The sequence below is a fragment of the Plantibacter sp. VKM Ac-2885 genome, from assembly GCF_015351205.1.
GTDB lineage: Bacteria > Actinomycetota > Actinomycetes > Actinomycetales > Microbacteriaceae > Plantibacter > Plantibacter auratus.
The window spans coordinates 1,156,991-1,179,415 of record NZ_JADKSK010000001.1 but is presented as its reverse complement, the minus strand read 5'-3'; the positions used below and the strand labels follow the sequence as shown (position 1 = coordinate 1,179,415).

Genomic DNA, 22,425 nt, shown 5'->3' with positions numbered 1-22,425 from the left:
GACGCGCCCGAATGGACCGAGGAACGATGCCAACACCCGCCCGCCTGAGCCATCCCCGTGCCAGGCTGTACGAGGTCGTCCGCACCGCGCACCTCGAGCGCGCTCGTGAGCTGGCGCCTGCGAGCATCGTCTACCGTCGCCGCCGCTACGACTTCGATCCGAGCGTCGCCCCGGGCGTCGAGCTCGTCCAGGCCGAGCCGATGGCTGCAGCACGGCTGCTGGTCCGCTCCGGCGTGACCGCGCTCGAGGTCAACGAACCGCTCCAGCTGTCCTCCGCCATCGCCACGCTGAGCACCCTGATCGCCCTCGACCTGCGAGGACGCCTCCGGGGAACACGGCCACTCGTGGTGACGTACGCCATCGAGAACCTCGACCCGATGACCGCTCGTCCCGCCCGGCTCAGGTCCCGCGTCAAACTCCGGGCACAGCGGTGGGCCGCCGGTCGTGTGTGGCGTCGTCTCGACCGCATCGTCTACGGGACGACCGGGGCCCGCGATCTGCACGCCCGGGTCCTTCCGGCGCGACGCGACCTCGAGTCCACCGTCATCGAAGCCCTGCCCGCGCCCATGTCGGAGCGGCGCGACGTCGTCCGGGACCCCATGCAGGTCGTCTTCCTCGGAGCCCTCGTCGGACGGAAGGGCTTCCCCCTGCTCGTCGAAGCGTGGTCGACCGTCTTGCAGCGCGAACCGCGCGCCTCCCTCGTCATCCTCGGCTCCGGTGAGCTCGAGCCCGCGGCGGCCGCGCTGAGTGACCGCCACCCGTCCGTCACCTTCCACCGGGACCCAGCACGCTCCGTGATCTTCGACACCCTCGCCGCGAGCCGCACGCTCGTCCTGCCGTCCCAACCGCGTCCCGACTGGCGCGAACAGGTCGGCCTGCCGATCGTCGAGGGCCTCGCCGCCGGCTGCGTCGTGGTCACCACCACGGAGACCGGCATCGCCGGCTGGCTGGACGAGCACGGCCACCGGGTCGTCGAGCCGGGGGACGACGCGGTGGCGCTCGCCGAGGCCCTCCTCGCGACGCTCGCCAGCACCCGGACCCCGGAGGACGTGCTCGCGGACCTTCCCGCTCGTGACGGCCGCCTTGCCGCGGACACCTGGCTGTTCCGTGACGCCGGCGGTGATCGCTGATGGCGCGCGGCAGGGGCGGCATCTGGGCCTCCGTCAGCCAGACGGCCATCGCCAAGATCTTCGTGATGGGGCTCTCCGGCGTCCTCGGCATCTTCACGAGCCGGATGATCATCGAACACTTCGGGTCCGGCGCCTACGCCCAGTACGGCCTGCTGACGAGCCTGCCGGCCCTGCTGCCGTTCGCCGACCTCGGCATCGCCGCCGTCGTCATCAACGCCATCGCCGGATCCGACGACCCGAAGCGCGACCTGCAGGTGCGGCGCTCGATCGTGACGGCGTTCCGGATCCTCACCGTGTCGGGCGCGGTCATCATGCTCGTCGCCATCCTCATCACCGTCCTCGACCTGTGGCCGGCGATCCTCGGCAACGGCCTCGCACCCGACGGCGGCAGCGTCGCGGCGTTCCTCTGCCTCGCGACGTTCGGACTCGTCCTGCCGATGACCGTCGGTCAACGCATCCTCATCGGGGTCGGCAAGACCAGCACCCAGGTCGCGACGCAGGCGATCGCCGCTCCGGCGATCTTCCTCGGCGTGTGGCTCTTCGTCGTCACCGGGTTCGACGGCGGCTCGTTCGTCGCCGTCCTCTCCTACGCCGCGAGCGGGGTCGTCGCCGCCGTCTGCCTGGTACTCGCCGCGCGCTCGATCAGCCCGCAGGTCTGGCAGGCGATGAAGGAGGTGCCGAAGCTCCGCAGCGCTCCGGGCGTCCCCGCGTTCGCCCTCGCCTGGCCGATGGTCGTCCAGATGATCGCGTTGCCCATCGCCATGCAGACCGACCGGTTGCTGCTCAGCCACCTGACGACCGGACCGGAACTCGCCCAGTACAACCTCGCGACGCAGCTCTTCGGCCTCGTCATCCAGACGATCGGTGCGGCCGGGCTGGCGCTGTGGCCGATCTATGCGAAGGCGCGGTCCGCGAAGCGCGTGGAATCGCCACTCGTCCCGACGCTGTGGTTCCTCGGCGGCGGGCTCGCCCTCGCGGTCGTCCTCGCAGCGATCTCCCCGTGGATCGCCGGGTTCGTCTCCGACGGCGAGATCACCCTCGGCTGGCCGATCCTCGTCTCCTACGTCGTGTTCGTCGCCCTCCAGGCCGCGAAGTACCCGGTCGGGATGTACATGACGGACGCGAAGGGCCTCCAGTTCCAGGTCCTCCCCATCCTCGTCATGGTGCCGCTCAACCTCGGCCTCTCCTGGGTGCTCATCCCCGTCCTCGGCGCCGCGGGCCCCATCGTGGGATCCGCGGTCGCCGTGGCGATCTGCCAGGTCGTCCCGAACCTCTGGTACGTCCAGCGCGACCTCGCGAAGCGACGCCGGCTCGCTGCGGAAGCGGAGCCCGTCGATGTCGCTCACTGATCCGAAGACGAACGCGGGCCCGAAGGCGAACGCCGTCCCGCGGTGGCGTGCGGCGCGGCCCCGTCCCGCGTCACTTGGCGTCGTCGGAGCACCCGCGGACGAGCGGCTCGAACCGCTCCCCGTCCTCCGACCACCGACCGATCCGACCATGGCGACGGTCCACCGCATCATCGCCATCGTGTTCCTCGTGCTCCTCGGCGCTCGCCTCCAGGTCTTCCAGGGCTTCACCGTGGGCTTCGGCGTGGCCCTGATCCTGCTCCCCCTCTGGGTGGGCGAGCTGCGGAGGTACCGCGGCGGGGTGGTCCTGCTCCTCGGAGGGCTCGCTGCAGCGGTGTCGGGGCTCTGGCTCACGGCGGCCATGGCCGACGACCACCAGACCGGCCAGGGCGTCGCCATCGGCGCGACCATCGTGCTCCTCGGCCCGCTCGTGTCGGTCGCGTGCATCGTCTGGACCCGGACGGTCCTGACGCCGTCGCACATCATCGTGTTCTACGGCCTCGGGCTGCTCGTCCGTGCCGTCATCGCCGGCCCTGGCGGTACCGCCTACATGTCGAACGTGTGGAAGTTCCAGTACTCGGTGCCGTTGACCGTGATCCTGCTCGGACTGGCCCTGGCGACCCGCCGCCGTTGGATCGAGGTCGCCGTCGTCGCCGCCCTCGCAGCCGTGTCGATCCTCAACGACTCCCGGTCGCTGTTCGCGATCCTGCTCCTGACCCTCTGCCTCGTCGCCTGGCAGATGCGCTCCGCCGGCAAGAGCCGCAAGGCGTCGACCGCCCGGGTCATCATCGGGATCGGCATCGCCGCGGCGTTCGTGTTCAACATCGGCCAGGCCCTCCTCCTCGACGGGGTGTTCGGCGCGGAGACCCAGAGTCGCACCGTCGCGCAACTCGATCAGTCGGGATCCATCCTCCTCGGCGGACGACCGGAGCTCGCCGCGACCGCCGCCCTCTTCCTCCACCAGCCGACGGGGTACGGGAGCGGCACCTACGCCTCCCTGAGCGACGTGCTGGTCGCCAAGACCGGCATGGCCTCCATCGGGTACGACCCGAACAACGGCTACGTCGAACGCTTCATGTTCGGGACCGGGTTCGAGGTCCACTCCACCATCGGCGACCTCTGGGTCCGCTTCGGCCTCATCGGGCTCGCCCTGGCCGCGCTGATCGCCTGGTTGACCATCTACGGCCTCGGGCACGGCATCGCACGACGCAACGCGAGCGCGGTCGTCATCTTCCTGGGGGTGCGGACCTGTTGGGACCTCTTCTTCAGTCCGCTCTACAGTTCCGTTCCGACGCTCACCCTGTTCCTGGGGCTCGCCCTCATCCTGAAGGTCGGCACCGACGGCCCTGCGGCGGGACGACACCCGGCGGCCCTCGCGTCCGAGCACCGCCGCGGGGACGCAGCATGACCGGACCCGTGCGTTCACCCGAGGGGATCGGCATCGTCGTCGTGAACTACGGCGACCCCGCACTCCTCGAGCAGAACCTCGCGACCCTGACCCGCGCCGTACCGGGCCTCCGGACCGTCGTCGTCGACAACTACTCCTCCCCTGCCGCACGCGACGCCGTCACGCGGCTCGCCGACGCGGAGCGCTGGGACCTCCTCCTGCCCGACGACAACCTCGGGTTCGGTGCCGGCATGAACCTCGGCGTCGCCCGGGCGATCGGACTCGGCGTCGAGCAGGTGCTGCTCCTCAACCCGGACGCATCCCTCACGCCCGAGGCGCTCGACGTGCTCTCGCATCGTTGCGCTGAGCAACCGATGACGATGCTCGCTCCGCGGATCGAGCGACCGGACGGCAGCCTCTGGTTCGACGGGGTGGATCTGTACCTGCACGACGGGACGATCCGATCGCGGAGACGACGCGAGGACCACCCAGGGGCAGCCGTGGCGCCCTGGTTGAGCGGTGCCTGCCTCATGTTGAGCGTGGAACTCTGGGCGCGCACCGGCGGCTTCCACGACGCCTATTTCCTCTATTGGGAGGACGTCGACCTGTCGCACCGCGTGGTCGCCGTCGGCGGCTCGCTGGCCGTCGTCGAGGAGGCCACCGCGGTCCACGACGAAGGCGGCACCCACGACCGCTCGGACGCCGCCTCGGCGCGTGCCAAGTCGACGACCTACTACTACTTCAACATCCGGAACCGACTCCTCTACGCGGCCGAGCACCTCTCGCCGGCCGAGGTGCGGGCCTGGCGACGCTCGACCATCCCCGTGGCGTGGTCCGTGCTCCTGCAGGGAGGTCGTCGGCAGTTCCTCAGCACCCGCAGCCCGCTCCGTGCGGGTGTCCGCGGGGTCGTCGACGGGCTCCGGCTCTCGAAGGCCGCCGCGCGCGGTCGCTGACGGACACCGTCGCTTCGGTATCGTCCGCGACACCTGGACGCCTCCCCACACGTCGAACGGCCGGTCATCCCGAAGGACGACCGGCCGTTCGTTCGCGGTGGACTAGACCGTCGGCTTGACGAGGTACTCGTCGAACCGGGCGATGATCGGTCCGTTGGTCGCGGTGCCCGAGATGTACTGGTTCAGTCCGACCGTGCCGGCGGCCTGCAGCGCCGCCGTCGAGTCGACGCTCGTCAGCTGCCAGTTCGTCGGTTCCGTCGTCCCGGCGGCCCAGACCTTCGCGCGCACCGTGGTGGGCGAGGTGCCGAACACCTGCAGACGGACCTGCAGCTGCTGGCCGGGGACGTACACGAGGTCGGCGATGTTGACCGCGGACAGCGTGGTCCCGCCCTGCAGGAGCTGCAGCTGCACGCCGCTGTTCGAGCGGATCCAGACCCGCGCCGCGTAGTTCGCCGAACCGACCTGACGGCCGATCACCGAGACGTAGTTGCCGCCGCCGGTCGGTCCCTGATCGAACGAGACCTTCACGCTGCTGTCGGAACTCGTCTGGCTCACGCCGTTGAGCGTGGTGGCCCGCGTCTGGCCGGCCGGGGTCGTGATCACGGCCTTGCCGTCGGCGAGGCTGAACGCGGACGGGTTGTTCGCCGGTGTCCAGGCGCCACCCGCCTCGGCCGTCCCCCACCCGGCACCGGCCGGACGCTCGAAGGCGTCCTGCGCGGTGGCCGGGGTGACCGGGGGCACGACGACCGTTCCGGCCACGGTGACCTGCTTCTGGGTCACCGCGGTGGCACCGGCGTTGTCGGTCACGGTCAGCGTCACCGTGAACGTGCCGTCGGCCGCGTAGGTGTGGCTCGCGGTCGCTCCGGTGGCGGTGGCCCCGTCTCCGAAGTCCCAGGCGTACGCGCTGACGGTGCCGTCGGTGTCGCTGGATCCCGACCCGTCGGTCGTCAGGGCGAGGCCGGTCACGCTCGTCGTGAAGGCGGCGGTCGGTGCGACGTTCGGCGGCGGTGCCTGCACCGTGACCGTGCTGGTCTTGGTGGCGGAGGCTCCCGCGTTGTCGGTCACGGTGAGCTTCACCGGGTAAGCCCCGGCGGCCGCGTAGGCGTGGCTCGTGGTGACACCCGTCCCCGAGGCGCCGTCTCCGAAGTCCCAGACGAAGGACGCGATGGAGCCGTCCGAGTCGGTCGACGTCGAAGCGTCGAAGGAGGCGGTCAGGAACGTCGCCGCCTGCGTGAACGCCGCGGTGGGCGGCACGTTCGCCGGCGGGGCCGTGACCGAGCCGGAGGGCTGCGCGATCAGGTTGCCGAAGCGCGTCACGACGGTGCCGCCGGTGGCGGTCCCCGAGATGTACGAGCGGAGGCTCACCGAGCCGGCCGCCTGCAGCGCTGCCGTGCTGTCCGTGGCCGTGAGCTGCCAGGCCGCGGGCTCCGTGGATCCGATCGCCCAGACCTTCGCCTTGAGCTCTGTCGGCGAGGTCCCGACGGCCTGGAACCGGACCTGCAGCTGGGTGCCGGGCAGGTAGGTCAAGCCGTCGATGTTCACCGCCTTGAGGATCGTGTTGCCGTTCATCAGCTGCAGCTGCACGCCCTGGTTGTTGCGGATCCAGATCCGCGCGGCGTAGTTGTCGGCTCCGACGACGCGGCCCATGACCGAGGCGTAGTTTCCGCCACCGGTGGAGCTCTTGTCGAAGGACAGGCGGACCTGCGTCTCGGTGTCCGTGGCGCCGACCGTGGTCAGCTTGGCGGTCCGGGTCAGGCCGACCGCGGTCGAGATGAGACCGCTGCCACCTGCGACGGAGTAGTTGGACGCCGCATCGAGGGTCCAGGCCCCTCCCACATCGGCGGAACCCCATCCGCCGGTGACCGAGCGGGCGAAGGTGTCCTTCGCCAGCACGGTCGCCGCGGGCGGAGCGACCACGGTCACGGACTGCGAGGTCGTGGTGCTGGCCCCACCGTTGTCGGTGACCGTCAGCGCGAGCGTGTACGTCCCGCCGGCGGCGTAGGCGTGGGCCGCCGTCGCACCGGTGCCGGTCGCGCCGTCACCGAAGTTCCAGGCGTACGAGGCGATGGTGCCGTCCGGGTCGCTCGACGCCGAGCCGTCGACCGTGACCGTGAGGCCCGTCGCGGTCGGCGTGAACGCTGCCACCGGGGGCTGGTTCACGGGGACGGTCGTGACGACCGCCTGGCTCGTCTCTCCGAGGAGCCCCTTGTCGTCGGTCACCGTCAGGTGCACGGTGAACGAGCCGGCGGCGGCGTACGTGTGGCTCGGGTTGACCCCGGTCCCGGTCGTGCCGTCGCCGAAGTCCCAGGCGTACGAGGCGATCGTGCCGTCGGTGTCGACGGAGGCGCCGGCGTCGAACTGGACGCCCAGCGCGTTGACCGCTGCGGTGAACGACGCCGTGGGGGCGACGTTCGGTGCGACGACGGTCGCCGGGTGCTGCAGCGTCCCCGTGCCGCCGCGGTTGTCGGTCACGGTGAGGGTCACCGTGTAGGTGCCTGCTGCGGCGTAGGCGTGGTCGGCGGTCACCCCGGTGCCGGTGGTGCCGTCGCCGAAGTCCCAGGCGTAGGACGCGATGGTCCCGTCGGTGTCGACCGAGCTCGAAGCGTCGAAGTGCGCGGTGAGGTCGGTGTTCGTGACGGCGAAGCCGGCGGTCGGAGCGACGTTCGGCAGGATGCCGAGGCCGAGGTCGTGATGCTGGGTGACCTGCGCCGACGTGAGCGGCTGTGCGTAGACGGCCACCTCGTCGATGCGTCCGCTGAACGTGCCGGCGGTCCCGCCCCAGGTCGTGTCGGATCCCACACGCCAGTAGCCCGTGTAGTCCTGAGCGCCCGTCTGCGGGTTGGTGCCCTGCAGGACGCCGTCGACGAAGAGCTTCATGCCCGCCGAGGACTGCTCGGCCACCACATGGTGCCAGGTGCCGTCGTTGTACGCGGCGGGCGTCGTGATCGTGTTGGTCTGGCCCGTCCAGGTCCCGAAGGTCAGCTGACCGCCGTTCTCCATGTAGACGTGTCGGTCGTAGCCGCCCGATCCGCCCTGCTGGTTGGCGCCGAAACCGATGATCTTCCCACCGTTGGTGGTCGTGGTGTTGAACCACGCCTCGAGCGCGTAGCTCGTCGGGTTGGAGTAAGCGGTGTCGCTGGCGACACCCGAACCATCGGGACCGAACTGTGCGGAGCGGTTCCCGGCGACGCCGGTCAGCGCACCGTTCTGATCCTTGGCGACGTCACCGTAGTAGGTGGCGGGCCCGTCGTTCCGGCCGGAGTCCTTCGCCGCGGTGCCGGTCGTCTCATCGAAGCGCCAGTAGGACGTCGGATCGAGGTTGAACACCGCTGCACCGTATGCGTCGGTGGGAGCAGCCGGGACCGGCGAGGTCCGGCCGGAGGCCACGTAGTGGTTCACGATCGTGTCGCGGTCGAGGACCGTCGGGTAGATCGCGGTGTCGTCGATGGAGCCGGCGAAGTAGTCGCTCGAGCGCGAGCCCGGCCACCCACCGAGGTTGTCGCCGCCGACCCGCCAGTAGCCGGTGAAGTCCTGGCCGCTCGTCGTGTCGGTGCGGCTGTCGAGCTTCTTGCCGTCCACGAACAGCTGCATGCCGTTCGCACCGAGCGTTGCGACCACGTGGTGCCACTCGCCGTCGTTGTAGGCCTTCGAGGACTGCACGGTCCGGACGGAGCCCGGGTAGACGCCGAACATCAGGCGCCCGTCGTTGTTCATGAAGATCATGCGGTCGTAGTTCCCGGAGGTCCCGGTCGACGATCCACCGAACCCGAGGATCTTGCCACCGCGGTCGGTGGTCGTCTTGATCCACGTCTCAGCGGTGAAGGTGTTCGGTGACTGCTGTGCCGTCGTGGTCGAGGCCGCGCTGTCGCTCGTACCGGCGAACGTCGTCGCGGTCGTGTTCGAGCCGATGATCGCGCCCGCCGTCCCCCGCGTCGTGTTGCTCGTGAGCGTCAGGTCGTCGCCAGTTGCCCAGTCGTAGCCCGCGGTGCCGCTGGCCTCGCCGAGTGGCCAGAACGATGTGGGGCCGGACGCGAGGACGGCCTGCGCGTACGCGGAGGTCGAGCCGTCGGCCGAGACGGTCACCGGGACGTTGTCGCTCATCGTCGAGTTGCCGAGCGGGTCGCTCACCTTGACGCGGTAGTTGACGGTCGTCCCCGGCGCCAGGCCGCTGTCGGTGTACATGAGGTTGCTGACCTTCCAGAAGGTCGAGCGGACGGACTTCGTCATGATCGGCGTGGCCGTCTGGTTGTTGCGGATCAGCTCGTACTTCAGGAGTTCGTTGTCGCGGTCGTTGTTCGTCTTCCAGGAGACGCGCACGGTGCCGCTGGCGAGGGAGATCGCGGTGATGGGGAAGGCGCTCCCCTTGAGCTTCGGACCCTCGAGGTTCGGTGCGACCGCCTTCGTCGCGAACCGGACCAGTCCCTGCTGCGACTTGTTGTTGACGGCGAGGAACTCTCCGCCGTAGACGACGTAGTTCGTGCTCGCGGCGACGCTCCACGGACCCTGGTTCTGGTTCGTCGCGTTGCCCGGCGTGAAGTCCGGGAACCAGCTCAGGATGCTTGGCGTCGGCTGACCGGCGTAGTTGTAGTAGCCGTACGGGTCTGCCGTGGCCGTGCCGGTGGTGGTCTTCGAGAACGCCAGTGCGTTCTGGAAGGTCCACGGCTGCGTCTGCGGGAAACCGCCGATGTTCCCGCAGTAGTGCGGGTGGCCGGCGATGTAGACGGCGTCGCCGTGGGAGGCGACCGAGTAGGAGTCGCCGTGGCAGTCCTCGACCCAGTTCATGTCACCGTTCGCCCAGCCGGCGTTGAAGGCACCCTCGAGGTTGCCGCCCGAACCGAAGACGTAGCCGGTCCCGTAGACGTTGTTCGCGTCGCTCGTGAGCGAGTAGATCGCGGCGTTCGCGCCACCGTTGCGGATGAGGCCGTTGACGTTCCACGGGAGGAGCGCGCCGGCGGTCGCGTCGACGGCACCGAGGCCGTAGCCGGGATTGCTGCTGCCGTTGAGCGTCGTGAACGCTCCGCCGAGGATCACCTTGGACTGGTCGGGAGCGATCGCGAGGGCGCGGACGACGCCGCCCTCGGTGACGGGAGCCCAGGGCAGGAGGGCACCGGCGTTGGTGAACGCCGCCGCTCCCTTGCGGGTCTGGCCGGCGGCGTTGGTGAAGCCGCCACCGACGTACACGGTGCTGTTCGTCGCCGCGACGCTGTAGCCGATGTAGTTGAGGATCGGAGCGAAGGACTTGAGGGCACCGGTCGCCGTGTCGAACGCGGCGATGCGCGAGCGGTCCTGTCCGTTGACCTTCGTGAAGCTACCGACGACGTAGAGGGTCTTACCGTCCGGCGAGGCCGTCACGGCCTTGACCTCGGCGTTGAGGACCGGAGCGAAGGAGTTGATGAGCACGCCGGTGGTGAGGTCGTAGGCGAGCAGGTAGGTGCGGTCGACCTCGCCGACGCCGGCTGCGTTGCCGGCCGGACGGGCCTTGGTGAAGGTTCCACCCGCGTAGACGGTGTTCCCGACGACGACCTGCGACCACACGGTCTTGTTGATCTGCACCGTGGGAAGCGCGTCCGCCGAGACGGTCGACGCCTCGCCTGCGCCCTGGGGGACCGTGTCGGCCACCGCCGGGGCCGCCGTGGCGGTGAAGGTGAGCAGCGCGGCGAACACCGCACCGATCACGCCGAGTGCCAGGGGCTTCTTCAGCTTGGACGGGACGCCGCGGGCGTCGTTGCGGCTCGGCGCGTGCGCGCTCGGTCGATCCTGGGATCGCAGAAATCTGGACACGGGTTCTCGGGTTTCGCTGGAGGCGGGCTCGGGGCGCGACAGGGCTCCGCGGACGGGCCGAGGGGTGCGATCGTGTTTCGGATCCACGATCGCCGGCCAGGTGCAGGGGTGCCTCGCTCGTGAACCATAACGCGGGGGGCATCAGGGGCGTCACCCCCAAAACAGGTCCGATTTCCCGGGGATCCTGCGGGGGTCAGCGCGGATGCGGATCGGGTCAGCGGGGAGCGGTGACCTGGAACACGGCGGCGGGGACGCCGGCCTGGTAGTCGACGATGATCGTGACGTCGTCCCGCTGCTCGACGGGCACCGTGTACACGAACGTCGCGGTCGCGGTATCGCCGGCCGCGACCTCCGACTCGAAGGGCACGGCACCGGGTTCGGTGAGGGGCTCCGCGGGTACGCGGTCGGCCCCGGAGTACGCGGTGACGACGACGGTGCTGAGGTCGATGCTCGCGTCGGTGTCGTTCACGATCGTGACCGTGAACCGGACCGCCGGTCCCGCGGTCTCACCGGGTGCGTTCGCCTCACCGTCGACGGCCTCGAGCGTGCCCAGGCTGACGGTCACGCCGCTGACGATCTCGACCGGTGCGTCGCCGGCGACCGGGTCGCGCTCGGGAAGCGCTTCGGCCGGGTCGGTGATGATCGGACTCGGCGTGGGGGTGCCCGTGATGGCCGGCGGGTTCACGACGTCGCCGGTGCCGACGCGGTTGGCGTTCACCGCGAACACCACGACCACGGCCACCACCACGACGACGACCGCCGCGAGCACCGAGATGACGACCACCCGGCGTCGGCGCCGCGGGTCGGGTGTGCTCGACGTGGGGGTCTGCTGCTCTGCTGCCGGCTCGCTCACGCCCGTACCTCTCCTCGACGACGGCCACCCGGCGCTCGATGCCCCGAGTGTACTGCCTCGGCTCCGTGTGCAGCCTCGTCCGGCTCGCGACCTCGGCCGTCGCCCATGTCACAATGGCTCACACCACCCGACGCCTCCCCGATCTCGCAGCGGACCCTCGGATGCCGGAAGGCACCGACGGACGCCGAGCGCGACCGATGCACCCGAGCACCGACCCCTGGAGGGTTCATGAGCGGACACCTGACCGTCCTGCAGCAGTTCCCCGTGCCACGCCCGACGACGAACCCGTATCTCGTGATGCTGGCCGACCACCTCCGCGCGGTCCCCGGGGTCTCGGTGCAGAACTTCACCTGGAAGGGCGCGCTCCTCGGGCGGTACGACGCGTTCCACATCCACTGGCCCGAGATCCTCGTGTCGGGGCACACCCCGCTGAAGCAGTTCCTCCGCCAGTGCCTCACCGTGCTGCTCGTCATCCGGCTCGCGATCACCCGGACCCCGATCGTCAGGACGGTGCACAACGTCGAACTCCCGCAGGGCATCTCGCGGGTCGAGGTCGCGCTGCTCCGCCTCATCGACCGACGCACGGACTTCCGGATCACGCTCAACGAGACGACGACCCTGCCCGAGGACCAACCGTCCATCCTGATCCCCCACGGCCATTACCGTGAATGGTTCGCCCGTCACCCGCGCGCGGCACAGCAGGACGGTCGGTTCGGCTACTTCGGCCTCATCCGCCGCTACAAGGGTGTCGAGACCCTCATCGAGGCGTTCCGATCCGCGGCGGCCACGACCCGAGGACTCTCGCTCCGCGTCGGCGGCAAACCGTCGACCACCGAACTCGCCGACACCCTGACCGCGCTCGCGGGCGAGGGAGACGACGTCCTCCTCGACCTCCACTTCCTCGGTGACGACGAACTCGTGGACATCGCGACCTCGTCGGAGCTCGTGGTCCTCCCGTACCGCTTCATGCACAACTCCGGCAGCACCCTCGCCGCCCTGTCACTGGACCGCCCGGTGCTCGTGCCGGACAACGCGGTGAACCGACTCCTCGAAGCCGAGGTCGGGCCCGGCTGGGTGCATCGGTTCTCCGGTGAGCTCGACGCCGAGGCACTGCTCTCGGCGATGGAGCACGTCCGCGCCGCAGCGCGCGGCCCGGTGACGTTCGTCGACCGCGATTGGGATCTCGGAGCCGCACGACACGTCGAGGCCTACCGACGAGCGATCGCCGCGCGACGCGGGACTCCAGCGCCCACGGTCGGGGCCGCGCGATGACCGGGTCGTCCGCCGGCAGGCCCGACGCCCGCGCGGCCGAGGTCCGCCTCATCGTCGGCATCCTCACCTTCCGACGCCCGGCGACCCTCGCCGCGAGCCTGCCGAAGGTGCTGGAGCAGACCCGGTGGCTCCGCGACGCCGACGCGTCCGTCGTGAGCACCGAGGTCCTCGTGATCGACAACGACCCCGCGGCGAGCGCCAGGGAGGTCGCCGGTTCGACGCCCGGCGTCCGCTACGTGGTCGAACCGACCCCGGGCATCGCGGCGGCACGGAACCGCGCGCTCTCGGAGGCGGACCAGGCGGAGCTCCTCGTCTTCATCGACGACGACGAGGAACCGGGCGAGCACTGGCTGCTCCCGATCGTCGAGACGTGGCGGGCGACGGGCGCTGCGGCGGTCATGGGCCGCGTGCAGTCGCACCTGCCGGAGGGAACCGACCCGTGGGTCGTCGCGGGTGGGTTCTTCGACCGCGTGCAGCGCACGACGGGCACCGTCATCGGCGAGGCCGCGGCGGGGAACCTGCTCCTGGACCTCGACCAGGTCCGGGCACTCGGCGTGCGGTTCGAGTCGAAGCTCGAACTGGGCGGTGGTGAGGACACGCTCTTCAGCAAGCACCTCGTCCGGCGGGGTGGACGGATCGTCTGGTGCAACGAGTCCGTCACCCACGACTTCGTCGAACGGGACCGCGCGACGAAGCGCTGGGCGTTGCAGCGCGCGTGGAGCCATGGCAACACCAGGATCACGGTGGAGCGTTACTTCGCGGCAGGACGTCGTGACCGGGCGCGGATCCGTGTGGTCGCGGCGGTCGGCGGTGCCGCTCGGGCCGCGGTCGGTGTGGCACGTTCCGTGTTCGGGACGCTCACCGGCTCGCTCCATCACCGGGCGCGCGGCGCGCGAGCCATCCGGAAGGGTGGCGGCATGTTCGTCGGCGCCTTCGGCGTGGTCTTCCGGGAGTACGCGCGGGACGAGCGGTCATGAGCGGCCTCGGAGCACGGCTCAAGGATCGCGTGAAGCGGTCGCTGCCGGTCCTGGGCTCGATCATCGAGGTCGAGACCTCCACCCCGACCGTCGTGTTGACCTACGACGACGGGCCGCATCCGGTCGGCACGGACGGCGTCCTCCGATCCCTCGCCGACGCCGAGGCGACCGCCACGTTCTTCGTCCTGCTGAGCAGCGCTCGCCGTCACCCGGAGCTCATCCCGCGGATCACCGCGGAGGGGCACGAGATCGCGTTGCACGGTGTCGACCACCGTCGTCTCACGGCGTTCACCGCCGAGGAGGTCACCCGTCGCACCGTCGACGCGAAGCACGAGCTCGAGGACCTCGCCGGCACGCCCGTCCGATGGTTCCGGCCGCCGTACGGCGCGCAACATCTCGCGACCTGGCGCGCCATCCGTCGGGCCGGTCTCGAATCCGTCCTCTGGTCGGCGACCACCTGGGACGCACGTGCGGTGGCCCCCGAGGAGCGCGTCGCCCACGCCCTGTCCGACTGCCGCCCCGGCACGATCCTGCTGGCGCACGACGCCTTCGCCGGCCCGGCCGACGGTGTCGACGACGGGGCCGAACCCGAGGTCGACCGAGGGGCGCTCGCCGCGACCCTGCTCGCCGAGTTCCGGGCGCGAGGCTGGGTCGGTCGGTCCCTCGCCGATGCGCTCGTGCAGGGGCGCCCGATGAAGAGCGCCATCTTCTCCTCCTGACGCTGGCCTGCACTGCGCGGGGTTCGCCCCTGCGCCCCGTCCGGGTGCCACTCGAAAGTGGACTCGGCAAGCGTTGATGACCCTCATAGGCTCGCAAGAGGCCCGATGGATGTGCCGAATGCCGGAGTCGATCCCGACGGCTCCGTGCGCACACCACCACGAGCATGCCAGGGGGCAGACCATGACGGATCGCAGTGCAGTCGGACGCGTCGGCTACGCCGCAGGGGCGTTCGACCTCTTCCACGTCGGCCACCTCAACATCCTCCGTCACGCGAAGAGCGCCTGCGACTACCTCATCGCCGGGGTCGTCTCCGACGAGCTGCTGCGCACCCGGAAGCGCATCGAGCCGATCGTCCCGCTGACGGAACGCCTCGAGATCGTCCGTCACATCGGCTTCGTCGACGAGGCCGTCGAGGAGACCTGGGACGACAAGCTCCAGGCCTGGGATGCGCTCCGGTTCGACATCTTCTTCAAGGGCGACGATTGGCGCGGGACCGCAGAGGGCCTCCGTCTCGAAGCGGAGTTCGCCAAGGTCGGCGTCGAGGTCGTCTACTTCCCGTACACGATGAGCACCTCGAGCACGGCACTCCGCCGTGCACTCGCCCAGCTCGAGGAGCAGCGCGAGCTCGACACCACGCTCGTCCAGGCCTGACACCCGCCCTCCCTGCGCCCGTTCCGCCGCCGCGCCCGCGCTCCCGTTCGCCACGGCAGCGAGGTACTGTTGGACGGATCGACTCACAGGGCGGTGGACACATGACGAAGGCTCGGCAGGCGCTGCTCGCACGCCTCACCGGTTCGCTGCCCGTCCACGGTTCCATTGTCGGTGTGGCCACCGAGGAGCGCACGGTCGTCATGACCTACGGCGACGGCCCGAGTCCCGACGGCACACCAGGGGTCCTCGACGCCCTCGCCGAAGCCGGCGCCACCGCGACGTTCTTCGTCCTCGTCGGCCGCGCGCGGAAGCACCCCGAGCTCCTCGAACGCATCGTCGCCGGTGGGCACGAACTCGCGCTGCACGGCGACGACCACGTTCGCCTCACCGACTTCTCCGAGGAAGCGGCCTACCGGCGGACCCTCGCCGCCAAGCAGGAGCTCGAACAGCTGAGCGGCCAGCCGATCGAGTGGTTCCGGCCGCCCTACGGCGCGCAGAGCATCGAGACCTGGCAGGCCGTCAAGCGAGCCGGCCTGCAGACCGTGCTGTGGACCGCGACCGCCTGGGACGTCAAGGACGTCGGCGAGCACGAGCGCGTCGCCCACGCCGTCCGGCACTGCCACCAGGGCTCGATCCTGCTCGCCCACGACGGCTTCGCCGGCCCGGCCGACGGCGTCGACGACGGCCCGGAACCCGAGGTCGACCGCGGCGCACTCGCAGCCGAGCTGCTGAGCGGTTTCGCCCGCGAGGGCCTCGTCGGCCGTTCGCTCGGCGAGGCCCTGCGCGCGGGCAAGGCCGTCCGCCGGGCGCGCTTCACGGAGTGATCATCCCCGGTCCCTGAACCGACCCCGGTCCCTGAACCGACCCCGGTCCCTGAGCCAACCCCGGTCCCTGAGCCGACCCCGGTCCCTGAGCCTGTCGAAGGGCGTCGTCAGGGACCGGAGCATTCCCTCAGTCCTTCGCGAAGCGGTCCGTCGCGTCGATGAGCGCCGACAGGATGCCCGGCTCGTCGAAGGCGTGCCCCGCGTCGGGGACGATCGTGAAGTCCGCCTCCGGCCACGCCCGGTGCAGGTCCCAGGCGGTGAAGACCGGGGTGCACATGTCGTAGCGGCCCTGGACGATCACGCCGGGCACACCGGCGAGCTTGCCGGCGTCGCGGATGAGCTGCTCGGGTTCGAACCAGCCCTTGTTCGTGAAGAAGTGGTTCTCGATGCGCGCGAACGCCACCGCGAAGTGGGGGTCGGTGAACCGGGCGACGGTCTCCTCCTGCGGGAGCAGGGTGATCGTCGAGGACTCCCACCGCGACCAGGCGACGGCCGCCGGCCCGTGGACGGCCGGGTCCTCGTCGAACAGGCGGCGGTGGTAGGCCTCGATGAGGTGGCGGCGCTCGCCGACCGGGATCGGCTCGAGGTACCCCTCCCACAGGTCGGGGAAGACCGCGGAGGCACCGCCCTCGTAGAACCAGTCGAGCTCGGCGTCGCGCAGCGTGAAGATCCCGCGGAGCACGAGCTCGGTGACGCGCTTCGTGTGCTTCTGCGCGTACGCGAGCGCGAGGGTCGAGCCCCAGGACCCGCCGAACACCATCCAGCGCTTGATCTTCAGCGCCTTCCGGAGGACCTCGAGGTCGGCGACGAGGTGCCAGGTGGTGTTCGTCGACAGGTCGGCCGCCGGGTCGCTCGCGTGCGGGGTGCTCCTGCCGCAGCCGCGCTGGTCGACGAGGACGATGCGGTACCGCTTCGGGTCGAAGAGCCGACGGTGGATCGGACTCGTCGCGCCGCCCGGGCCGCCGTGGAGGAACACGACGGGCTTGCCGTCGGGGTTGCCGGAGGTCTCCCAGTACAGCGACTGCCCGTCGCCGACGTCGAGCATGCCGGTCTCGTACGGCTCGATCTCGGGATACGGCTCACCCATACGGTCCACTTCCTCCTGTGTTCACGACATGTGTCTCATCTAGCATGCCGCACCCATCGCCCCACAGCTCGCGAGGGGTCCCGAATGGCCGGCTCGGCACACCCGGAACCGACCATTCGGGACCCCTCGCGGGCTAGAGCTGGTCGGCGGACACCGAGAAGGTGTCGCACGCGGACGGACCGGACTGGTAGCCGGTCATGAACCAGCGCTGCCGCTGCTCGGCGGAGCCGTGGGTCCACGCCTCGGGGTTCACCTGGCCGGTCGCGGCCTCCTGGATGCGGTCGTCACCGACGGCGGCCGCGGCGCTCAGGGCGTCGTCGATCTCCTGCTGGGTCACGGGCTTCAGGAAGGCGACCCCCTTCGCGTCCTCGGTGTCGGACGCGGCGGCGACCCACGCGCCGGCGAAGCAGTCGGCCTGTACCTCGATGCGCACGGAATCGGAGGCCGGGCCCGTACCGCTGCGGTCGGCGCGGTCCATGATGCCGGTGAGCGCCTGGATGTGGTGCCCCCACTCGTGGGCGACGACGTACATCTCGGCGAGCGGTCCGCCCGAGGCGCCGAAGCGGTCGCGCAGTTCGGCGTAGAAGCTGGTGTCGATGTAGATGGTCTGGTCCGGCGGGCAGTAGAACGGGCCGGTGGCGCTCGTGGCGGCGCCGCAACCCGTGTTCGTCTGCTGGTCGAAGATGATGAAGTCGGCCGGCGAGGTGTAGTCGACGCCGAGCGCGGGCAGCTCCTCGGCCCAGTAGGCGTCGAGCGACGAGTAGGCACCGCCCATGCGGCAGTCGACGTTCGCGTTCGCGTCGGCACCGGTCTGGCACTCGTCGGAGAGCTGGCTCTCCTCCTGCTGGCCCCCACCGACGCCGGCGCCGCCGAGGATGCCCGTCACGTCGACCCCGAGGAACTGCGAGATCAGGGCGATCACGATGACGCCGACCGCGCCACCACCGACGGCGATGCCGGCCGTGCGGCCCCGTCGCTTGACCTTGTTCCCGCTGATGTCGGCGTTGTCGTTGAACGTCATGTCGGCACCCTACCGCGCAGCGCGAGGTGAGGCATATCGTCGCCGGACCCTTGCGCCGACGACGATATGCCTCCTGTCAACCGGCTGCGGTCAGCGGGACTTCTTCGTGAGCGTCTTCTCGTCGACGGGAGCGTCGCCCGAGGCACGGAGCTCGGCGAAGTAGTCGGCGGCCTCCTGCTGGCGCTGCGCCTCCTGGCCGGTCGCGATGGGTGCGCGCACATGCTCAGGCGCGAAGCCGAAGGCCTCGACGAGGTCGAGGGCGTGCGGACGCAACCGGGCGATGAGGCGGTCGACGTACGCGCTGACGGCCTGGCCGCGCTGCGGGGAGAGGCGCCCGTGGATGAGGTACCAGGCGAGGTGCTTCTCGATGAGCGAGAGCCCGAAGAGGTCGTGCACCCAGGTCAGCACCTGCTTGGTGCCGGGGTCCTGGATCTGCTCGACACCCTCGGTGAACGCCTCCCACTGGAGGAGCTCGCCGTGCGCACGCGCGGCCTCGATGAGTTCGTTCTGGTGTGCGTTGAACAGGTCGGACGCGGCCTGCTTGGAGAGCTTGTTCGCGCCGCGCAGCTTCGTCGCGACCTCGGCGATCATCGACTCGACGCGCTCGGTCAGCAGCTCGCGCTGGACGTTCGTGTCGCGCAGCTGGCTCACCGAGCGTGCGGTGGACCCGAAGTCCTTCACGGTCTGCGCGAGGCTCCGGAGTCCGCTGCTGTGCACGGCGCGGTCGGTCGCCTGCTCGACGACGTAGCGGGCGAGCGCACCGGCGTCGACCTTCGCGAACTTCCGGCTGTAGTCGGTGAGGAGGCGCTTGGCGACGAGCTGCAGCAGCACGTTGTTGTCGCCCTCGAACGTCGCGTAGACGTCGAGGTCGGCGCGCAGGCCGGTGAGGCGGTTCTCCGCGAGGAAGCCGTTGCCACCGCAGGCCTCCCGCGACTCCTGGAGCGTGTCGAGCGCGTGCCAGGTCGACAGCGGCTTGAGGGCCGCCGCGAGCGTCTCGAGGTCCTGACGGTCGTCGTCCGAGTCGGCCTTGCCGCTGAACACCTCGTCGAACTTCACGAGCAGTCGGTCGTGGGCGAAGATCTGCGCGTACGTCGTCGCGAGGCGCGGCAGGAGCCGGCGCTGGTGGCGCTGGTAGTCGAGGATGACCTCTTCCTGGGTGTCGCTGCCCGCATTGAACTGCCGACGCTCACTGCCGTAGGTGATCGCGATCTGCAGGGCGAGGGCGGAGGCCGACGTCGCGGCTCCGTCGAGGGACACCCGGCCCTGGACGAGCGTGCCGAGCATGGTGAAGAAGCGTCGCCCGGGGCTCGTGATGGGCGAGGAGTAGGTGCCGTCCTCGGCGACGTCGCCGTAGCGGTTGAGGAGGTTGGTGCGCGGCACGCGGACACCGGTGAAGTGCAGTCGGCCGTTGTCGATGCCGTTGAGCCCGCCCTTCAGGCCGTCGTCCTCGCCGCCGATCCCGGGGAGGAATGCGCCCTCGTCGTCGCGGATGGGCACGTAGAAGCAGTGGACGCCATGGTTCACGCCGTTCGTGATGAGCTGCGCGAACAGGGTCGCCGCCTTGCCGTGCACGGCCGCGTTGCCGAGGTAGTCCTTCCACGCCGCGCGGAACGGGGTGTCGATGACGAACTCCAGGGTCTCCGGGTCGTAGGTCGCCGTGGTCGCGATCGAGGCGACGTCGGAGCCGTGACCGGACTCCGTCATCGCGAAGGCACCGGGGACGTCGAGGTTCATCGCGCCGGGCAGGAACGCGTCGTGGTGCGGCTCGGTGCCGAGGTGCAGGATCGCCGCACCGAAGAGGCCCCACTGGACACCGGACTTGATCTGGAGAGACGGGTCGGCGAGGACGAGCTCCTCGAACCCGGCGATGTTGCCGCCGTGGTCGTCGGCGCCGCCGAGGCGCTTCGGGAACGCCTTGAGCACCTGGCCGTTCTCGACGAGAAGCTTCAGCTGGTGGAAGACGCGGTCGCGGTGGTCGTCCATCGACTGGCCCTCGATGCGCTGCATCTCCGGCTTCGCGGCGAGCGCGCGAGAGGCGAGACGGGCCTCCGGCCAGGTGCCGAGCAGCTGGTGCGCGAGCGCCGGGACGTCGATCCGCGCGTCGGACGGCGCCACCTCGACCGTCGCTGCCGTGGTACCGCTGACGCTCGTCCGGATCGCTGTGTCGACCATCGCTGTGTCCTGCCTTTCACCCATGAAAACCTCCCACAATGGTAGGACTGTCATAACGATGGGTGAAAGCGCCTGTGGGATGTGGACAAGGGTCCGCCCGATCGCCGTCGATCGACTTGGTCCTCCCCCACAGCTGTCGCAGCTCGCTCTCAGGAGCGGCGTCAGGCGTTGGCGGCGACGACCTCGATGAGCGCCTGCCCGTAGGCGTCGAGCTTCTTCGCACCGATGCCGCTGATGCCGTCGAGCGCACCGAGCGAGTCGGGCTTCGCCGTCGCGACCTCCCGCAGGGTCGCGTCGCCGAAGACGATGTAGGCGGGGACGCCCTGCTCCTTCGCCACCCCGGCCCGCCAGGCACGCAGGGCCTGGAACAGCTCGGCCGCGGCCGGCTCGAGCTCGGCGTTCGCGCTCGACGAGCGGGAGGACGACCTCGACGAGGAGCGTGCGGCACGTTCCGGCTCGCGACGCATGGCCACCGGCCGGTTCCCGGCGAGCACCTCGGCGCTCCCGTCGGTGAGGCCGAGCGTGCCGTACTCGCCGACGGTGGCCAGGAGGTCGCGTGCGAGCAGCTGACGGACGACGCCGCGCCACTCCTGGTCGCTGAGGTCCTCGCCGATGCCGAAGGTCGCGAGTTCGTCGTGTCGCTGCTGGGCGACGCGGTCGGTCCGCTTGCCGCGGAGGATGTCGATGATCTGCCCGGCGCCGAAGGACTGGTTGCGCTCGCGCTTGAGGCGCACGATCGTCGAGAGGAGCTTCTGCGCCGGCACGGTGCCGTCCCAGGTGACCGGGGGTTCGAGACAGGTGTCGCAGTTGCCGCACGGCGTGGAGGGCTGACCGAAGTAGCGCATCAGGTTGACCCGACGGCAGTCGACGGTCTCGCAGAGGGCCAGCATCGCGTCGAGGTGGGCGCTGAGGTTGCGCTGGTGCGCGAGGTCGCCCGGCGACTCGGCGATCATGCGCCGCTGCTGGACGACGTCCTGCAGGCCGTAGGCGAGCCAGGCGATGGACGGCTCGCCGTCGCGCCCCGCTCGGCCGGTCTCCTGGTAGTAGCCCTCGACGCTCTTCGGGAGGTCGACGTGGGCGACGAAGCGGACGTCCGGCTTGTCGATCCCCATACCGAAGGCGATGGTCGCGACGACCACGACGCCGTCCTCACGGAGGAAGCGCGATTGCGCCGCGGCACGCACGGAGGCGTCGAGTCCGGCGTGGTACGCCACGGCGTCCACCCCGTTGTCGCGCAGGAGCTGCGCCGTCTGCTCCACCGTCTTGCGACTGAGGCAGTAGACGATCCCGGCGGTGCCGGCCGGCTGTTCCTTCACGAACGCGACGAGCTGCTTGCGGACCTCGTTCTTGCCGACGATCCGGTACTGGATGTTCGGGCGGTCGAAGCTCGAGACGAAGTGCTTCGCCTCGCCGAGGTGGAGCCGCTGCGTGATCTCCTGGTGCGTCGCGTCGGTGGCGGTCGCGGTGAGCGCGATGCGCGGGACGTCGGGCCAGCGTTCGGCGAGCTCACCGAGCATGAGGTAGTCGGGGCGGAAGTCGTGCCCCCACTGCGACACACAGTGCGCCTCGTCGATCGCGAGCAGTGCGATGGTGCCCTGGCTGAGGAACCGCCGCGTCGCCTCGGAGCTCAGGCGCTCGGGCGCGACGTAGAGGAGGTCGAGCTCGCCGGCGAGGTAGGCCTGTTCGACCCGGGACCGCTCGGCGGGATCCTGCGTGGAGTTGAGGAACGCGGCGCGGACGCCGACGGCGAGGAGTGCGTCGACCTGGTCCTGCATGAGCGCGATGAGCGGGGAGACGACGATGCCGGTGCCCGGTCGGAGCAGGGCGGGGATCTGATAACAGAGGCTCTTGCCCCCACCAGTCGGCATGAGGACGACCGCGTCGCCGCCGCCGGAGACCTGCTCGATGATCTGCTGCTGCTCGCCGCGGAACGCGTCGTACCCGAAGACCGTGTGGAGTGCCTCCTGCGCCGTGGCGAACTTCTGGCCCGCCGCACGGGCGGCCACCGGAGCCGCAGCGGCTGGAGCGGACGCGACCGCTCCGCTCCCCCACGCGACACCACCGCCGAGGTACGCGTCGTCGGGCGGTGGGGCGTCGAAGTCGTCGGGAGCGTCCGCGTCGTCCGGGATCCAGTCGGGTTCGGTGCTCCAGCTCATCCGTCGATCGTAGCCGCAGCGGCTGACACCCCGGTGCCCCTCCACAGGAACGGATCCGAAGAATTTCGCTCCTCTTAATGCGCGACCCCGTCCGA

15 protein-coding genes are annotated in these 22,425 nt (G+C 70.3%); 9 read left to right on the top strand and 6 right to left on the bottom strand.

Going from position 1 to position 22,425, the window contains the following annotated elements:
- The first annotated feature begins 26 nt into the window (after positions 1 to 26).
- The 4 genes from ITJ66_RS05690 to ITJ66_RS05675 are packed head-to-tail and all read left to right on the top strand — an operon-like array spanning position 27 to position 4,816.
- Positions 27 to 1,130, top strand: coding sequence for a glycosyltransferase (locus ITJ66_RS05690; RefSeq protein WP_194643923.1), 1,104 nt, complete (start codon positions 27 to 29; stop codon positions 1,128 to 1,130).
- A complete protein-coding gene (locus ITJ66_RS05685; protein ID WP_192018714.1) occupies positions 1,130 to 2,479 on the top strand; it encodes an oligosaccharide flippase family protein in 1,350 nt (449 codons plus the stop codon). The genes ITJ66_RS05690 and ITJ66_RS05685 overlap by 1 nt, the downstream gene beginning before the upstream one ends.
- Entirely contained in the window at positions 2,466 to 3,884 is a 1,419-nt protein-coding gene (locus tag ITJ66_RS05680; protein ID WP_194643921.1) for a hypothetical protein, read from the top strand. Before ITJ66_RS05685 ends, ITJ66_RS05680 begins: the two co-directional genes overlap by 14 nt.
- Positions 3,881 to 4,816 (top strand): glycosyltransferase, encoded by a 936-nt coding sequence (locus ITJ66_RS05675; RefSeq protein WP_194643919.1) that lies wholly within the window; start codon positions 3,881 to 3,883, stop codon positions 4,814 to 4,816. Before ITJ66_RS05680 ends, ITJ66_RS05675 begins: the two co-directional genes overlap by 4 nt.
- A gap of 102 nt (positions 4,817 to 4,918) precedes the next feature.
- Here the strand turns inward: ITJ66_RS05675 and ITJ66_RS05670 are convergent, their stop codons facing one another.
- Together ITJ66_RS05670 and ITJ66_RS05665 are read right to left on the bottom strand one after the other, a co-directional pair.
- Positions 4,919 to 10,597, bottom strand: a complete 5,679-nt coding sequence (locus tag ITJ66_RS05670; protein WP_194643916.1) for a PKD domain-containing protein — start codon at positions 10,595 to 10,597, stop codon at positions 4,919 to 4,921.
- Positions 10,598 to 10,811: 214 nt separating this feature from the next.
- Positions 10,812 to 11,450, bottom strand: coding sequence for a hypothetical protein (locus tag ITJ66_RS05665; protein ID WP_194643914.1), 639 nt, complete (start codon positions 11,448 to 11,450; stop codon positions 10,812 to 10,814).
- A 228-nt stretch (positions 11,451 to 11,678) separates the two neighbouring features.
- Here ITJ66_RS05665 and ITJ66_RS05660 point away from each other — a divergent pair, with 228 nt between their 5' ends.
- The 5 genes from ITJ66_RS05660 (at position 11,679) to ITJ66_RS05640 (ending at position 15,894) form a co-directional block, all read left to right on the top strand.
- The gene (locus ITJ66_RS05660; RefSeq protein WP_137242279.1) at positions 11,679 to 12,722 is read left to right on the top strand and encodes a glycosyl transferase; all 1,044 of its coding nucleotides are present in this window, start codon (positions 11,679 to 11,681) and stop codon (positions 12,720 to 12,722) included.
- Positions 12,719 to 13,699, top strand: a complete 981-nt coding sequence (locus tag ITJ66_RS05655) for a glycosyltransferase family 2 protein (RefSeq protein WP_137242280.1) — start codon at positions 12,719 to 12,721, stop codon at positions 13,697 to 13,699. The genes ITJ66_RS05660 and ITJ66_RS05655 overlap by 4 nt, the downstream gene beginning before the upstream one ends.
- On the top strand, positions 13,696 to 14,418 hold the full coding sequence (locus ITJ66_RS05650) for a polysaccharide deacetylase family protein (protein WP_137242281.1): 723 nt from the start codon (positions 13,696 to 13,698) through the stop codon (positions 14,416 to 14,418). The genes ITJ66_RS05655 and ITJ66_RS05650 overlap by 4 nt, the downstream gene beginning before the upstream one ends.
- A 181-nt stretch (positions 14,419 to 14,599) precedes the next feature.
- Positions 14,600 to 15,070 (top strand): adenylyltransferase/cytidyltransferase family protein, encoded by a 471-nt coding sequence (locus ITJ66_RS05645; protein WP_194643912.1) that lies wholly within the window; start codon positions 14,600 to 14,602, stop codon positions 15,068 to 15,070.
- Between the two features lie 101 nt (positions 15,071 to 15,171).
- A complete protein-coding gene (locus ITJ66_RS05640; RefSeq protein WP_194643910.1) occupies positions 15,172 to 15,894 on the top strand; it encodes a polysaccharide deacetylase family protein in 723 nt (240 codons plus the stop codon).
- A gap of 127 nt (positions 15,895 to 16,021) precedes the next feature.
- Here the strand turns inward: ITJ66_RS05640 and pip are convergent, their stop codons facing one another.
- The 4 genes from pip to recQ form a co-directional block, all read right to left on the bottom strand.
- Complete coding sequence (gene pip / locus ITJ66_RS05635; protein ID WP_192018718.1) at positions 16,022 to 16,981, bottom strand: prolyl aminopeptidase; 960 nt, start codon at positions 16,979 to 16,981, stop codon at positions 16,022 to 16,024.
- 133 nt (positions 16,982 to 17,114) lie between these two features.
- Positions 17,115 to 18,002 carry a neutral zinc metallopeptidase gene (locus ITJ66_RS05630; protein ID WP_194643908.1) on the bottom strand — a complete coding sequence of 296 codons (888 nt, stop codon included), beginning with the start codon at positions 18,000 to 18,002 and terminating at the stop codon, positions 17,115 to 17,117.
- A 90-nt stretch (positions 18,003 to 18,092) separates the two neighbouring features.
- On the bottom strand, positions 18,093 to 20,174 hold the full coding sequence (locus ITJ66_RS05625; protein WP_194643906.1) for an acyl-CoA dehydrogenase: 2,082 nt from the start codon (positions 20,172 to 20,174) through the stop codon (positions 18,093 to 18,095).
- Between the two features lie 161 nt (positions 20,175 to 20,335).
- Positions 20,336 to 22,330 (bottom strand): DNA helicase RecQ, encoded by a 1,995-nt coding sequence (gene recQ / locus ITJ66_RS05620; RefSeq protein WP_194643904.1) that lies wholly within the window; start codon positions 22,328 to 22,330, stop codon positions 20,336 to 20,338.
- Positions 22,331 to 22,425 lie beyond the last annotated feature (95 nt).